At 68.0% G+C, this 14,951-nt stretch carries 8 protein-coding genes; 5 read left to right on the forward strand and 3 right to left on the reverse strand.

Annotated features, from left to right (window positions below; all coding sequences use genetic code 11):
* Nucleotides 1-9: 9 nt before the first annotated feature.
* The 4 genes from DFR29_RS26040 to DFR29_RS26055 are packed head-to-tail and all read left to right on the forward strand — an operon-like array spanning nucleotide 10 to nucleotide 5,428.
* Nucleotides 10-1,347, forward strand: a complete 1,338-nt coding sequence (locus DFR29_RS26040; RefSeq protein ID WP_243746187.1) for a hypothetical protein — start codon at nucleotides 10-12, stop codon at nucleotides 1,345-1,347.
* A complete protein-coding gene (locus tag DFR29_RS26045) occupies nucleotides 1,340-2,023 on the forward strand; it encodes a hypothetical protein (protein ID WP_133821580.1) in 684 nt (227 codons plus the stop codon). Before DFR29_RS26040 ends, DFR29_RS26045 begins: the two co-directional genes overlap by 8 nt.
* Complete coding sequence (locus DFR29_RS26050; protein ID WP_133821581.1) at nucleotides 2,016-4,835, forward strand: AAA family ATPase; 2,820 nt, start codon at nucleotides 2,016-2,018, stop codon at nucleotides 4,833-4,835. Before DFR29_RS26045 ends, DFR29_RS26050 begins: the two co-directional genes overlap by 8 nt.
* Nucleotides 4,832-5,428 (forward strand): DUF938 domain-containing protein, encoded by a 597-nt coding sequence (locus tag DFR29_RS26055; protein WP_133821582.1) that lies wholly within the window; start codon nucleotides 4,832-4,834, stop codon nucleotides 5,426-5,428. Before DFR29_RS26050 ends, DFR29_RS26055 begins: the two co-directional genes overlap by 4 nt.
* A gap of 151 nt (nucleotides 5,429-5,579) precedes the next feature.
* Here DFR29_RS26055 and DFR29_RS26060 read toward each other — a convergent pair whose 3' ends face one another.
* From DFR29_RS26060 to DFR29_RS26070, 3 genes are all read right to left on the reverse strand, one after another.
* Nucleotides 5,580-8,933 (reverse strand): DEAD/DEAH box helicase, encoded by a 3,354-nt coding sequence (locus DFR29_RS26060; RefSeq protein WP_133821583.1) that lies wholly within the window; start codon nucleotides 8,931-8,933, stop codon nucleotides 5,580-5,582.
* Nucleotides 8,934-9,087: 154 nt separating this feature from the next.
* Nucleotides 9,088-12,630 carry an indolepyruvate ferredoxin oxidoreductase family protein gene (locus tag DFR29_RS26065; RefSeq protein WP_133821584.1) on the reverse strand — a complete coding sequence of 1,181 codons (3,543 nt, stop codon included), beginning with the start codon at nucleotides 12,628-12,630 and terminating at the stop codon, nucleotides 9,088-9,090.
* A gap of 104 nt (nucleotides 12,631-12,734) precedes the next feature.
* Nucleotides 12,735-13,661, reverse strand: a complete 927-nt coding sequence (locus DFR29_RS26070; RefSeq protein WP_133821585.1) for a lysophospholipid acyltransferase family protein — start codon at nucleotides 13,659-13,661, stop codon at nucleotides 12,735-12,737.
* Between the two features lie 84 nt (nucleotides 13,662-13,745).
* Between DFR29_RS26070 and DFR29_RS26075 the strand changes: the two genes are divergently transcribed.
* A complete protein-coding gene (locus DFR29_RS26075; RefSeq protein WP_133821586.1) occupies nucleotides 13,746-14,915 on the forward strand; it encodes a hypothetical protein in 1,170 nt (389 codons plus the stop codon).
* The last annotated feature ends 36 nt before the right edge of the window (nucleotides 14,916-14,951 follow it).

Below are 14,951 nucleotides of genomic sequence, written 5' to 3' on the forward strand. Positions count from 1 at the left end.
TGGAATTTCGTGTCCCGAAGCACGTCCGACGACGGCCTGCAGGATTTCCTGCGTCCCGGCCTGCTCGTCAACGACATCCCCGCGTTGTTTCCGCTGCGCAAGGCGCGCGAACTGCTGCGTGCGTTTTCCACCCTGTTTCACGGCGGCGAAGACGCGGTCATGGTGCGCCTGCTGGTGCTGCGCACCATAGGCGAACGCGGTTCGGCGCCGGACTGGAGCCCGCAGGAACTGCGCGAGCACTTCGCCTATGTCGATGCGACCAAGCTGGATACCGTGCTGCTGCGCCTGCGCGACCACAGCCTGCTGACCTGGGAAAGCGAAACCCAGCGCTACCGTGTCAGCCCGGTCGGGCGCCAGGCATTGTCGGCACTGAGCCTGCTGCTGCAGTTCCAGGGCGAGAACGACGAACTCGGCTATGTCACTGCGCAGATTGCCGCGGGCGAATCCACCGGCCGTGTCGGCAGTGAAGATCTGCAACACCTGCTGTCGCGCCTGAACGAGCTGCGCGACGATTTCGACCGGGCTGTACTGAGTGGTTCGGAACATCGCATCCGCGCCGCGGCGGCGACACTGAAATCGGTCTGGCGCTGGGTGGAGAAGGGCACGGCTGTCGTGCGCCTGATTGCCCAGGACGGCGAACTCGATCCGGCCACGCACCGCGTTGCGCAGCAGATCGGCCGTGCCCAGAGCGCCATGCTGCGCCAGGCGTCGGTATTCCAGCGCGCGCTCAACCAGCTCGACCGCCACCGCGTACACCTGGGCGGCAGCGGGCTTTCCTCGTCGGACGTGAACCAGTGGCTGCGCGCAGCCGACCGCGACGCGCTGGTGCGCCTGAGCGAAGACGTACTGGCCCTGCGCCTGGCACCGGCCTTCGTGCTCGGCGATATTGCGCTGGACGTGGCCGACTACGAACTGGTCGAGCGCGAACGCGAAGTCGGCATCGTCGAAAGCCTGCCCGAGGCGAGCACGGCGCCGGAGCAGCACGATGCCCCCGTCGCCTCCAACGACTACGGCCTGGCCCAGGCCTGGCAGAGCCAGCTGGCCGAACTCATTGCCGCCGCGCCGCTGGCGCAGCTGGTGCCCAGCGACAATTTCGCCGTGTCAGCGTATCGCCTGTCGCTGCTGGGATTGCTCGGCGATCCGGCAGCCGATTCGCGTGAAGGGCCGCTGGCCGAACTCGCGCGCCTGCCGCTGTATCTGCAACTCAGTGGCGAGCTGGAAACGCTGGACGAGGGCGAAGTCGGCCAGATCAGCACCGGCCGCCTGGTTCCGCTGCTGCAAGCTGTCGCGCCCGCGCCCGCGCCCGCGCGTACGCGCCGCGCAGCCAAGGAAAATCCGCATGAATGACCCTGTTGCCGCGCTGATCGCGCGCCTGCTGGCCGAACGCTGGCTGCCGCGCGAGGACGAACTCGCCCGCCAGGCCCTGACCGACGCCGGCTTCCGTGAAGAGCTGGACCGCCGCCTGGCCGCCGCCGGCCTGCGCCTGCTCGATCACCCTTACGCTGCGCATGTCGGCATTGCCGTGGCCAAGGCGCAGGAAGCCGCCGTATTCGCCGGGCCCAAGGCCTGGTCGGCCAGCAACCTGGCGCTGGACCGCGACGCCGTCGCGCTATTGGTGGTTTTGTGGAGTTTGCTGATTCTTCCCAAACGCCAGCGCCAGATCAGCCGCGTCGACGCCGATCGCGGCCAGGACCAGGGCCAGATCTTCGCCGAGATGAAACCGGTGCCGGTCGGCAGCGAAGTGGCCGAGCCCCTGGCCGAGCGCACCCTGCTGGCCGATTTCGGCGAAAAGCTTGGCGGCAAGATGCGCCTGAACATGAGCCTGGGCGTGCTGGCGCGGCATGGTTTCATCGTGCGGCGCAAGGAACGCATCTACGAAGGGCCTTTGCTCGACCTGGCTTTCGATTACGAACGCACGGCGCGGCGCGTGCTCGACGGCGCCCTCGCCTTCGTGGTGGAACAGGCGCGCCAGAACGCGCGGGAAGAAGCGGCGGAAGCCGACGCGGAGAACGGCAATGTTTGAATTCCGCGCGCTGGAAGTGGTGCATTGGGATTACTGGCAGCGTTTCACCCTGCCGCTGGATGCGGCCATCGTCACCGTGGTGGGGCCGAACGGTTCAGGCAAGACCACGCTGCTGGACGCCTTGCGCACCTTGCTGGCGATCGAAGACCGCGAAACCGCGCGCGACTACAAGACCTATCTGCGCCACAACGGCAAGCCGCTGGCCTGGCTGCGCGGCGTGGTCAGCAACCGGCCCGACCGCAACGGCCGCCGGCCGTTCTTCCCGCTGATGGACGCGGAAGTGACGTTGGCCTGCCGCATCCGCAAGAAGGGCGGCGACTGGACGCGCGACTACCAGATCGTCGGCGGCGACAGCAGCATCGAGGCGATAGAAGCGCAGGGCGGCGAATGGCTGGGCCTGCGCGACTACCGCGTCCGCCTGGAAGGCGCCGGCCTGACCCGGGCAATACGCCGCGTGCTGACCCTGGAACAGGGCGCTACCGACAAGCTGTGCCAGTACCCGCCGCGGGAACTGCTGCAACTGGTCTGGGATGTGTTCGGCGAGAAGCCGGTGCTGGAAGACTACCAGCGCGCCCGCGCCGAGCAGTTCGCCACCGAACAGGAGCTCAAGGTTCTGGGGCAGGATCTGGCCGCCTTGCATACGCGGCTGGAAGCGGCCAAGTCCGACGTGCGCTCGTTCGAGGAGTACGGCGAGATCGTGCGCGAGCGGCATAGACTAGAAGTGGAAGTTGCACCAAAAGTATCCCTGGCCGAGCGCAAGGCCTCGCTCGACGGCAGCCGCCCGCGCCTGACCGGCCTGCGTCGCAGCCTGCGCGACTGCCGCGAACGCGAGCGCGCGCTGGAAACCGCCGAAGCCGCGGCAGTGGCGAAACTGCAGCGTTGCGAGCAGGAGCTGCAGCAGGCGCAGGCACGCGCGCTGCGTGCCGAAGGCGAATTCCTCGTCGCGCGCGATGCGGCGCGCGACGTGGAGCAACTGACCAAGCGGCGCGAACAGCTGGAGCGCGTCGCCGCGAGCCAGGGTTCTGCCGACGTGCCCGCGCTGCTGCGCGAGGTGGAGCAGGACCGCCGGCGCCAGGCCGAACTGAAACTCGGCAACGAACGGGCGCGCGAACGCAAGGCCGAACTGGACGCGCAGATTGCTGCGCTGGCCAGCGGCCAGCGCTATGCGCCCGGCTTCGAGCGCGAATTCCGCAGTGCGCTGGACGTGGCCGGCATCGCCCATCGCATGCTGGCCGACGTGGTTGAGGTGACCGACCCGGCCTGGGAGGCCGCGGTCGAGGCGGTGCTCAATCCGTATCGCCACCTGGTGCTGCTGGCGTCGCCCGGCGACGCCAAGGCCGCGTTCGCGCTGGGCGAGCAATGCCAGTACCGCCATTTCGTCGTGGCCGAGCGCGCGCCTGTGGAACAGGCCAGCGCCGGCTCGCTGCTGGAAGTGCTGCGTTTCTCCGCCGATCCGCCGGCCTGGCTGCCGCGGCAGCTGGACAAGCTGCGCCGCGTCGCCGACGTGGCCGCCGGCTCGCGCCTGCCGGCAGGGCAGGACTGGATCACGCCCAAGGGCTATCTGCGCGAACACCGTGGCGGCCGCCATATCGGCACGGAAGAACGTAATTTCGGCGCCAGCGCGCGCCAGTCGCAGTTGCAGGAACTGCAGCGCGAGCACGCGGCGCTGCTGCAGGCGCAGGACACACGCAGCCAGGAAAGCAGCGCCCTGGTGCTGCGCCTGGACAGCAACCAGGCGCGCCTGCTCAAGCTCGATGCAGCGCAGGAACTGGTCACGCGGGCCAGCGAGTTCGCCGCCGCCGACGAAGCGCTGGCCGCGCTGCAGCAGAGCGCGCAGGACAGCGCGGCAGCGCTGAGCGCTGCGCGCGATGCCGTCGACGCAGCACGCCAGGCGCACAAGCAGGAAGAAATGGCCGCCGGCGACCGGCGCGCCCAGCGTGGCAACCTGCAGCGCGAGCACCAGGAAAAAGAACAGCAGCTGGCGCAGGAGCGCAACACCCAGGTGCGGCGCATTCTCGAATACCGCCACCAGCGCCATCTGCTGCCGGCGGCCTGGCGCAAGCCCGAGGCATTGGCCGCCGCGCATGCGGAATTCGAAACCCACCACGAAGTGCAGCGCGAGCTGGAACGCCTGAGCCATCGCATCGAACGCGGCGGCTTCGTCACCGACGATACCTGCGTGGCCATGCGCGACAAGATCGGCGCCGATCATGAGACGCTGGAATCCACCCTGAGCCGGCGCGATGCGCACCTGGCCCGGGCCAAGCGCATCACCGACGAGGCGCGCGGCGCGTATATCAACGTGCTGCGCGCGACTGTGCGGCAGTACGCCAAGAACCTGCGTGCGCTGGGCGAGCTGTCGGGCATCAATGTGGAAGTGGACCAGCCCGAACTGGCCAACGATGACATCGCCCTGGCCCAGGCCGGCCTCAGCGTGCGCTTCGACTTCGACCGCAAGGGCTGGATCGGGCTGGACGACGGCGAGGCGTCCGGCGGCCAGCAGGTGATGAAATCGCTGCTGCTGCTGGTGGCGCTGCTGCGCGATGAAACCCATCCCGGCGGCTTCGTCTTCATCGACGAACCGTTTGCCCATCTGGATGTGTTCAATATTGAAAAAGTGGGCAGTTTCCTGCGCGCTACCGAGGCGCAGTACATCCTGACCACGCCGATCACCCACAATCTCAACGTGTTCAACCCCAGCGACCTGGTGCTGACCACGACCAAGCGCCGTCCCAACAGCGCCTGGGCCGAGCCGGTGGCGGTGCTCAAGCGCGCCCGGCCGGAAGCGGCGGCAAAGGTGGCCGGCGCATGAGCAGCAAGCCGTATTCAGCCGCCTGCGAACGCAACCGCGAGCCGATACTCGGCGTGCTGCGCGGCGTCTTTGCCGGCAGCCGCCAGGTGCTGGAGATCGGCAGCGGCACCGGCCAGCACGCCGTGCATTTCGCCGCAGCCCTGCCCTGGCTGCGATGGCAATGCGCCGACCGCGAGGAAAACCTGCCGGGTATCCGCGCCTGGCTGGACGAGGCCGCGCTGCCGAACACGCCGGCGCCGCTGCCACTGGATGTGGCGACCGGGCCGTGGCCGGCAATGCCGTTCGATGCGGTGTTCAGCGCCAACACGCTGCACATCATGAGCTGGGCCGAAGTGCAGCAGATGTTCGACGGCATTGGCCGCGTGCTCGGCGCCGGCGGTGTCGTGGCGATCTACGGTCCGTTCAATATCGACGGCCGTTTCAGCAGCGAGAGCAACGCCGCGTTCGATGCCGCGCTGCGCGCCGCCGTGCCGCATCGCGGCATCCGCGATCGCGCGGCGGTGGCGGATCTGGCCGCGGCGCAGGGCCTGCAGCTGCAGGCAGACCACGCTCTGCCGGCGAACAACCGCCTGCTGGTGTTCGTGCGCGGCTGAGCCGCAGTCTGCAGAACAGCGCGGCATTCCGCCTTCGCACTGCCGGCGGCCTGCACGCCTGGGCCCGGCAGGGCGCCGGCGGCAGCGCAGCGGCAGATCAACGCCGGTGTGCTGGCCTTTTTCCGGCCGCCGTACGAGGCGCCGGTGCGGCTCAGGAATCGATGCCGAACAACTCGGCCAGATCGTTCTCGTCGAAGCGCAGGGCCTGGGTCGTGCCGCCTTCGAGCACGGCCTGGGCCAGGTCGGCCTTGCGCTGCTGCATGTCCTGGATTTTTTCTTCCACGGTTCCAGTACAGATCAACTTGTAGACAAACACGGATTTGTCCTGGCCGATGCGGTGGGCGCGGTCGGTGGCCTGGGCTTCGACCGCCGGGTTCCACCAGGGGTCGTAGTGGATCACGGTATCGGCCATGGTCAGGTTCAGGCCGACGCCGCCGGCTTTCAGGCTGATCAGGAATACCGGCACCTGGCCGGCCTGGAAAGCATCGACCAGCTCGGCGCGGTTGCGTGTCTGGCCGGTCAGGGTCTGGAACGGAATGGCTTCCTCGACCAGCGAGCGTTCGATCAATTCCAGCATTTCTGCAAATTGCGAGAAAACCAGCACGCGGCGTCCTTCGGCGACGAGTTCGCGCAGCAGGTCCATCAGCAGGTCGAGCTTGGCCGATTCCGGCGCCTTGCGCGCGCGTTCCAGCTTGACCAGGCGCGGATCGCAGCAGACCTGGCGCAGCTTCAGCAGCGCATCCAGCACGACGATGCCCGACTGGGCCAGGCCGCGTTCGCGGATCGCCTCGCGTACGCGCTCGTGCTGGGCCAGGCGCAGCGATTCGTACAGTTCGCGCTGCTTGCCGATCAGTTCGACGCCGCGTTCGATCACGGTCTTGGGCGGCAGGTCGGTCAGCACGTCTTCCTTGCGCCGGCGCAGCATCAGCGGTGCGATGCGCTTGTGCAGCTTGCTCTGGCGTTCGGGATCGGCGTGTTTCTCGATCGGCGTGCGGTAGTGGCGCACGAAGCTGCGTTCATCGCCGAGCAGGCCGGGTTCCACCGCATCGAACTGGGCCCATAGCTCGCCCAGGTGGTTTTCCAGCGGCGTGCCGGTCATGGCCAGGCGCCGCCGCGCATCCAGCTCGCGCACCACTTTGGCGGCCTGGGTGCGCGCGTTCTTGATCGCCTGCGCCTCGTCCAGGATCAGCAGCGAGAAGCGCTGTTCGATCAGTATGTCGCGGTCGCGCGCCAGCAGCGGATAGGTGGTGATGATCAGGTGTTGATTGCCGATCGCGGCGAAGTTCGCCTCGCGCGCCGCGCCGTGCAGGATCAGGGTTTTCAGCTGTGGCGCAAAACGCAGCGCTTCGGCGCGCCAGTTCCACACCAGGCTGGTCGGCGCCACCACCATCGCCGGCAGGTTCAGTTCGCCGCGCTGGCGCATGGCTTCCAGATGGGCCAGCACCTGCACGGTTTTGCCCAGGCCCATGTCGTCGGCGAGGATGCCGCCCAGGCCCGATTGGCCGAGGAATTCCAGCCAGGCCAGTCCGTCGCGCTGGTAGGGGCGCAAGGTGGCACCGAAGCCTTCCGGTTCGCTGACCGGTGCGCGTTCCGCACGCAGCTGGGTGAGCATGTCGCGCAGGCGATTGGCGCCGCGCCAGGGCAGGGCGGCCGCGCCGTGGCTGAGTTCCTCCACCACGCCGGCCTGGGCGCGGCGCAGCTGCAGGCTTTCGCGCGCATTGCCCTGCTCCAGCCACTCCAGCAGCGGCGCGATCAGCGCGCGTACACGCGCCACCGGCAGCGGCACGCGGCGGCGCTCGTCCACTGGCGCCAGCCATACCGCGTCGGCGGCTTCCTTGGGCAAGGGGCTGAGGGGAAATGAAGGGTCGGTCAGCGCGCGCTGCAGTATCGGCAGCAGGTCGACGCGCTCGCCGGCGATGTCGATGCCCAGCGACAGGTCGAACCAGGCATTGCCGCTGTCGCTGACGTCGGCATGCCAGGCGTCCGGCGCGGGCAGGATTTCCACCGGCGAGCCCGCGTCGAACTCGAGCTGGAAGCCGTCGGCCTGCAGGCGCATGGCCAGGGCCAGCAGATGGTCCGGCGGCGCCAGTTCGTTGCGGCCGCGTTCCAGCACGAAGGTGCCTTCCTCGTGCTCGCGCAGGGCCACCGCATGGGCATAGGCGACATCGTTCACCTCGACCAGCTTGTGCCGGTCCAGCCGTTCGTAGGCGGCGATCTCGGCGCTGCGGTCGCGCTGGATTTCAATCACGCGGCCGTCGACGAAGCGGCGTTCCCGCGGCTGCACGCTGACGCCGACACGATGGCCGGCGTAGTCGAAACTCAGGTGCAGGCAGCCGGCGACGTAGTTCGACGCGGCACCGCGGGTATGCAGCCGCGCGCGCAGCGTGCCCAGGCGCAGCACCGGCGTCGGCGGTACCTGCACGAGTTCGATCTGGCCGTGGTCGGCCGGCATCGGCACGGCCGCCAGCGATTCGGTGTTCTTCCAGCGTTCGCGCAGCAGCGGTGCCTGTTCCGGCTGTACCGCCGGCGCGCGCAGCAGGCGCTCGGCCATGGCGACGTCGCCGTCGACCGGGCCGATCTCGTTGCTGGCCGCATCCCAGTACCACAGCCCGGCAATACGCAGCAGCTGGGTGTCGGCGCCGGCGCCGACCACGCTGGCTGCCATGCGCTGGGTGCCGTCGGGCAGCGGCTGCCAGTTCCAGTTCACGTCGCGGCGTGGTCCCAGTTTCAGCGCGGCGCTGCCGGGCTTGCCGAAATAGCAGGGCGCGTTGCTGAGCACTTCGAGCAGCCAGTTCTCGTGCCGCGGCGAGGCCAGGCGCTGCCAGCTGCCGTTGCGCAAGTATTCGGCCTGGGCCATGCGCAGCTCGGCGATGCGCATGAATTCGTCCGGCGACAGGCCTACCCAGGGGTCACCGCGTCCGGCATTGGGTTGTACCGGCCGCGGCGACACCAGGCCGCCGCGCTTGCCGTGGCGAAACCACACGGCTTGCGAGCACAGCCCGGCCGGGCGCGAACTCGGCGAGGTTTCGAACAGAAAGCCCAGTACGCGGCTTTCGGCCGAGCCGCTGGCCGCATCGGCCGGCAGGTTGAGGCTGGACAGCCATTGATCCCAGGGCCGCAGATCGGGCTTGAGCTGTTGCGGCGACGGTGGCGGCACCAGCGAGAACGGCACGGTCTCGTCGTCGTCGCCCCAGTCCTCGCCCATGGTTTCCAGCACCATGGCCGCGACGTGCTTGCAGGCCGAGCCGACCGGACAGCTGCAGAAACTGTCCACGTCCAGCTGCCGGCCGCCCCGCGGCAGCATGCGGAAACCGCAGTGGTACGGCGCCGTGGAATTGCCTTGCACCAGGCCGACCAGCACGCCGGCCTGGCCTTCGGACTCGTAGTTCTTGGTCAGCACGCGGCCGCTGTCGACGTAGTCGGAAGCCCGCTCCAGCGTGTGCAGGCTGAACAGGCTGCCGAGGTCGAAATGCTCAAGCAGCTGAATGAACTGCGACCGATCCATGGGCCTCCGGGCGATGCAGCACGCAGAGGCGAACGACGCTTCGGCGTGACAGAGAAACGCCGATTATGCAGAGATTTGTAAGCTTTGCGCGGCTCGCCCCGCGCGCGGCCCTGGGCCGCTGCGCGGGGCGATGCCGTACAGCCTTGCGCGGCGCTCAGGCCACCAGCTTGACCGCCACTGCCTTGGGATTGCGCCAGGTCGCCAGCAGGTCGTTCCACTGCGCCCTGGCCTTGGCTTCGTGCGCTTCCTTGACGTGGCCGTAGCCGCGGATCTGTTCCGGCACGCGGGCGATGTCGACGGCCAGCGCGCGGTTGTCGGCGTTGAGGGTGCGGACCAGTTCTTCCACCGCGGCGAAGTAGACGACGATCCACTGGCGTTCCATGCGCCGCTCGGCGGTCTTGCCGAAGATGTCCAGTGCGCCGCCGCGCAGGCCCTTGAACTTGGTCAGCAGCTTGAACGCGCTCAGCACCCAGGGGCCGAACTCGCGCTTGATCAGGTGGCCTTCGCTGTCGCGCCGCGACAGCAGCGGTGGGGCGAGGTGGAAGTGCAGTTTGTAGTCGCCGTCGAAGGTGGCTTCGATCTGCTCGCGGAACTGCGGCAAGGTGTAGAGGCGGGCGACTTCGTATTCGTCCTTGTAGGCCATCAGCTTGAACGCGTAGCGTGCCACGGCCTCGGTCAGTGCCAGCGTGCCCGGCAGGCGGGCGGCTTCGGCGCCGCGCACCTGGTCGACCAGGTTCTTATACTTTTGTGCGTATGCTGCATCCTGGTACTGGGTGAGGAAGGCGACGCGGCGCGCGACGACGGTTTCCAGGTCGGACGAGATCTTGCGGTCGTCGAGCAGGCTTTCGCCGCCCAGGGCCAGGGCATCGGGCAGCTCCGGCTGGCTGTTCTTGCCGGTGGCGGCGAGTACCGCGGCGACGTCGTGAGCGGCCAGGCGGCCCCAGTTGAAGGCGGCACGGTTCTGTTCGATGGCCGCGCCATTGAGCTCGATCGCGCGGATCAGCGCGTCCAGGCTCAGCGGCACCCAGCCCTTCTGCCAGGCATAGCCGAGCATGAACAGGTTGCCCATGATGGAGTCGCCCAGCAGCGTGGTGGCCAGGCCGGTCGCATCGACCAGCTCGGGCGCCTCGGCGCCCAGCGCCACTTTTACCGCATCGATGATCTGCGCCGAGGGGAACTGCATGTCGGGACGCGTGGTGAAGGTGCCCGGCATCGCCTCGTAGGTATTCAGCACCGCATGGGTGCGGCCGGCGCGGATCTTCGACAGCGCCCAGTAGTCGTTCACCACGACCATGTCGCAGCCCAGTACCAGGTCGGCCTCGCCTGCGGCGATGCGCACGGCGTGGATGTCGGCCGGCGTGCGCGCAATGCGCAGGTGGCAGGTGACCGCGCCGCCTTTCTGCGCCAGGCCGGTCTGGTCCAGCACCGTGGCGCCCTTGCCTTCCAGGTGCGCGGCCATGCCGACCAGCGCGCCGATGGTGACCACGCCCGTACCGCCGATGCCGGTGACGAGGATGTTCCAGGGCTGGTCGAGATTGCTGGCGAAACTGGGCTGGGGCAGCGCGTCGAAATCGACCTTGCCCACGCCCTTGCGCTTCTTCAGGCCGCCGCCGTGCACGGTGACGAAGCTGGGGCAGAAGCCCTTGACGCAGGAATAGTCCTTGTTGCAGTTGGACTGGTCGATCTCGCGCTTGCGGCCGAACTCCGTTTCCTTGGGCAGCACCGACACGCAGAACGATTTCTTGCCGCAGTCGCCGCAGCCTTCGCAGACCTGGGTGTTGATGAAAACGCGCTTTTTCGGATCTTCCATTTTGCCGCGTTTGCGGCGGCGGCGCTTTTCCGTGGCGCAGGTCTGGTCGTAGATGATGACCGTGGTGCCGGGTACTTCGCGCAGGCGCTTCTGCACCGCGTCGAGTTCGCCGCGGTCGAGGAATTCGACGCCGTCGGGGAACAGTTCCGGACGCGTCCATTTGCCGATGTCGTCGGACAGCAGCACGATGGTCTTGACGCCTTCGGAACGCACCTGGTGGGCGATGTCGGGCACGGTCAGGGTGCCGTCGACGGGCTGGCCGCCGGTCATCGCGACCGCGTCGTTGTAGAGAATCTTGTAAGTGATATTGACCTTGGCCGCGATCGCCTGGCGGATCGCCAGCGAACCCGAGTGGAAATAGGTGCCGTCGCCGAGGTTCTGGAATACGTGCTTGGTCTCGGTGAACGGCGCCTGGCCGCACCAGGTCGTGCCTTCGCCGCCCATCTGGGTGAAGGTTTCGGTGCGGCGGTCCATCCAGGTGACCATGTAGTGGCAGCCGATGCCGCCCATGCCGCGGGAACCTTCCGGCACCACGGTAGAGGTGTTGTGCGGGCAGCCCGAGCAGTAGTGCGCGGCGCGCGGGAAGCTCGCGCGCGGCTGCGCCAGTTCCTTTTCCTTGGCGGCGAGGAAGGCGAGGCGGCTTTCGATCGTCTCGGAGGTGAAGAAGCGCGCCAGGCGTTTCGCGATCACGCGGGCGATGCGCGCCGGCGTCAGCTCGTTGGTCGAGGGCAGGATCCAGTTGTCTTCCTCGTCGTACTTGCCGACGATGCTCGGACGCGTGTGGTGATCCCAGTTGTACATGTGTTCCTTCATCTGCGATTCGATGAAGGAACGCTTTTCCTCGACCACGATGATGTCTTCGAGGCCGCGGGCGAATTCGCGGATGCCGACGGGTTCCAGCGGCCAGGTCATGCCGACCTTGTAGACGCGCAGGCCGATGTCGGCCGCTTCGCGCTCGCCGATGCCGAGGTATTCCAGCGCCTGCAGTACGTCGAGGTAGCTCTTGCCGGTGGTGACGATGCCCAGGCGTGCCTTGGGCGAATCCATCACGGTGCGGTCGATGCGGTTGGCGCGGGCGAAGGCGACCGCGGCCTGCACGGCGTACTGGTGCAGGCGCATTTCCTGGTCCAGCGGCGGGTCGGGCCAGCGGATGCTCAGGCCGCCCGCGGGCAGGATGAAATCTTCCGGTACGACGATGTCGAGCTGGTGCGGATTGACGTTGACCGAGGCAGACGATTCCACTGTCTCGGCGATGGTCTTGAAGCCGACCCAGCGCCCGGTGAAGCGCGACATGGCCCAGCCGAGCAGGCCCATGTCGAGGATGTCCTGCACGCCGGCCGGGTTCAGTACCGGCATCATCGCGGAGACAAATTCCAGTTCGGAACCATGCGGCAATGTGGAGGAACGGCAGGCATGGTCGTCGGCGGCCAGCGCCAGCACGCCGCCGTGTTTCGAGGTGCCCGCGGCGTTGCCGTGCTTGAACACGTCGCCGCAGCGGTCCACGCCTGGGCCCTTGCCGTACCACATGGCGAACACGCCGTCGTATTTCGCACCGGGGAACAGGTTGGCCTGCTGCGAGCCCCATACCATGGTCGCGCCCAGGTCTTCGTTCAGGCCGGGCTGGAATTCGATATTCGACGACTTGAGGTGGTTGCGCGCTTTCCACAATTCCAGATCGAAACCGCCCAGCGGCGAGCCGCGATAGCCGGAGATGAAACCGGCCGTGTTCAGGCTGGCGGCGCGGTCGCGCATCTGCTGCATCAGCGGCAGGCGTACCAGCGCCTGTACGCCCGACAGATAGATGCGACCTTCGCTACGTGTGTACTTGTGTTCGAGACTGTAGTCGCGATCGATCGCTGCGGCTGGCTGTATGGCTGGCACGGACATGGGTGAAACCCGCTGGCTCGCTGGGAAGCGCGGAGTTTAACCGTCCTGTCATGCGGCAACGACGGGGGCAGGTCCGGACAACTGGCAAATGCGCCGGCGCACGCTCAGCCGGCGGCCGTGTTTTCCGCCGCGCTGCCGGTGTTCGCCGCGTCTTCGATCCAGCGCGGCCATTCCGGCCAGAAGAACCAGGCCGACGGGGTCAGGCGAATCGCCCGATCGAGAATGTCGGCCAGGATCTGCAAGGTAGCTGGATCGGCCGGGTCCAGCGGCTGGCCTATGCAGAAGCGGCGCGTGCCGCGGGCCAGGTCGAATTCCATCCAGTACGGCACCACGGGTACACCGGCCGCCTTGGCCAGTTCCAGCGTGCCGTCGGGAAAACTGGCCTGCTGGTCGAGCAGGCGTACCGGCTTTTGGCCGCGCGGCGCCATGCGCGGCGGCATGTCCAGCACGCTGACCACGGCGGCGCCCTGTTCCAGCGCCTGCGCCAGCTGGGCCTTGGCGCCGGGACGGAACACCACCGGCCGGCCGCTCAGACGCTCGACGTCGCCGCCGCGCAGGCGGCCGTAGTAGTAGCGCAGGGGCAGGCCGGGATAGTCGGCCCGGTCCCAGCGCGCCGATACCAGGCTGGCGTCGAAGCCGGCCTGGGCCAGGGTCTTGAATACCCAGTGGCCGTGGCCGTGGTGAAAGCCGGCGGCGATGAAATGCGAATCGCGCGGCCAGTCGCCGATTTTCTGCACATGCCAGGGCAGCCGGCTGTGGCGCGGGCGCAGCAGCGACAGGTACAGGTCGGCTGTGTCCCACAGGCAGTTCAGGCGCACGTTGGCGGCGAACTCGGCCGTGTCGGCTATGGGCAGGTAGTTCGGCGCCTGCGTGGCGGCGGCCTGGGCCGGCTCGTCGAACGCGCTGCGCGAATGGCGGCTGAGCCAGCGCAGCCAGCGATAGCCGAGTTTCCACGGGAGCAGCGCGGCCAGGGCCGGGGCGACGAAGAATTGCCAGGCATCGGGCAACTGGGAGCGAAGCTTGGCAATCACGGGCGCGCAACAGGAGGGCGGAGGCCGAATGCTACACTCGCCGGCCCCGCGCGCACCTGCCTGCGCCCTGTATTGCCGACTTCCATGTCCGAAACCTTGCACAGTCCTGGCGTCCTGGCGCTGGAACTTTCCGCCGGCAGCTCGCCGAATTCCCTCACCCTCAGCCGCGACCAGGCCGACGAACTGGCCCGGCATATCGCCGACGATCTGGCCCGCCTGCTGCCGGCGACGCTGAATCGCGCCGGCGCGGTTCAGGCCGATCTGCTGGTGCTGGGCGCGTTCTACGATCATGTGCAATTGCTGCGGCCCGGCTGGCCGCTATGGGCACAGCTGGCGGAATTGGTTCACCACGGCCAGGTGCTGCGCGATGCCGGCGAGCGGCGCATCGTCGCCTTCGGCAGTTTCGACGGCGCCATGCCCAGCGCCGCGCTGCAGCCCGAGTCCGGACAGGCGCCCGGCGCGATGCTGCTGCTGCCGTGGATGTTCAGTGCTGACGAAGCACTCGCCAGTGCGCTGGGTGCCCGCATGGAAAACGTGTTCATGGCCAGCGGCGAGGCGGGTTCGCATACCGCCGATTTCCTCATGCGCACGCTCGGCGTGCAGCTGGAACACGCTCGCTACCTGACCCGCCACGACCTGTGTGCGCTGACCTGCGCACAGATGGAGCATGCGGGTTTTTCTGCCTTGTGGCAGATGCTGGAATTTGGATTGTTGTACCCGCAGCGCGACGGCGAGGCGGAAACCTCGCGCGGGCGCAAGCTGTACTTCCGCGCCGGACGGGTGCATTGCGCATTGCCGCTGTATGCGGACTGGCTGGCCGAGCAGGGCCAGGATGCCGATGCGGCCGAGCGCGCTACCGGCTATGCGGGCTGGCTGTTCGAGCTGCGCCAGTACACAGCCCTGCTGCGTGCCCACGGGCTGAGCGTGATTTTCGACGGCAACGACGGCGACGATGCGCTGCTGCTGCAGCACTTGGCCGACAGCGATGCGGCGCTGCCGCCGCCCCAGCTGTATGCGCACGAGGCACGTGGCCTGGGCATCGTCGCGATCAGCGTGGCGCAGGCACGGCAGCAGGGCGAGCCGCGCCTGCTGGCTCATGCCTGGCCGCTGGACAAGGCTGCGCTGGAGAGCGGCGTCAGCCTGCTGGTGCAGCGCTACGGTGCGGTCGCGGCACTGAACCGGCTGGGCCGCATCGGCCTGGATGCAACGGCCGAGGCGCTGGCCGTGCCGGGTTCGGCGCATAGCGTGCATTGATACGGACTGGCGCGATCCGCGCTGTAATCCAATTCG

Source organism: Tahibacter aquaticus (assembly GCF_004363655.1).
In the GTDB taxonomy this organism is placed as follows: Bacteria; Pseudomonadota; Gammaproteobacteria; order Xanthomonadales; family Rhodanobacteraceae; genus Tahibacter; species Tahibacter aquaticus.